Source organism: Gemmatimonadota bacterium, assembly GCA_026706345.1.
Lineage (GTDB): Bacteria > JAAXHH01 > JAAXHH01 > JAAXHH01 > JAAXHH01 > JAAXHH01.
Genome location: JAPOYX010000215.1, coordinates 1 through 780, shown reverse-complemented (window position 1 = coordinate 780; position 780 = coordinate 1). Strand labels below are relative to the sequence as shown.

At 66.3% G+C, this 780-nt stretch carries 1 protein-coding gene; it reads right to left on the bottom strand.

The window, feature by feature from the left end; genetic code table 11:
- Positions 1-780, bottom strand: a 780-nt coding sequence (locus tag OXG98_15005; GenBank protein MCY3773313.1) for a sarcosine oxidase subunit alpha, incomplete at both ends; no start/stop codon positions are given.

The following is a 780-nucleotide window of genomic DNA, read 5'->3' as shown; positions in this document are numbered from 1 at the left end:
AGGAATTCGGCGACATCGGGTCCCTGGACGTCGATCTTGCCGAGACTGGACACATCGGTCATCCCGACCCGTTCCCGCACCGCCGCCGCCTCGCGGATGCTGGCTGACCTCATGGACTCGCCCGGCTGCGGGAAGTACCAGGGCCTGACCCACAGGTTTGTCTGCGCGAACACGGCGCCGTTGCGCTCGTGCCAGTCGTGCATGGGCGAACGGCGGGTGGGTCTGAAATGCTCGTGCCTTGTCTGACCCGCCATCGCACCCACCAGTATCGGGCGATACGGCGGCCTGAATATGGTGGTCCCGACATCCTTGATGTCCGTCCTGCGCAGGCCCGCCATGATCGCCATGGCGTTGAGATTGGCCGTCTTGCCCTGGTCGGTGGCCATGCCCAGCGTGGTATAGCGTTTCAGCAATTCGACGGAATCGTATCCCTCCCGGTGGGCCAGGCCGATGTCGTCCGACTTGACGTCGTTCTGGATGTCTACGAATTTCATCGCGAATCCCGAACGGCGCGTGGTGGGTACTTCCCAGATCGCTTCGGTTGCCAGGTCGGGTTCGTCGTCGGGCAGCTCCGGCAGGTCGGGCAGAACGCTGGCCCGAGTCGCTGATGGAGCAAGACCGCACTGGTCCGCGGCAGCCCTGCCGGCGCGCTCGCCGCTGCGTACGCCGTCGCGCGGCCCCAGGTCGCACGCCGCGGCGCCGGCCAACAGGAATCCCTCCGGAACCTCGCCTGCCACGAACATGGCGCGCTTGTCGTCGTAGATCGGTTTCGGCCCGCGC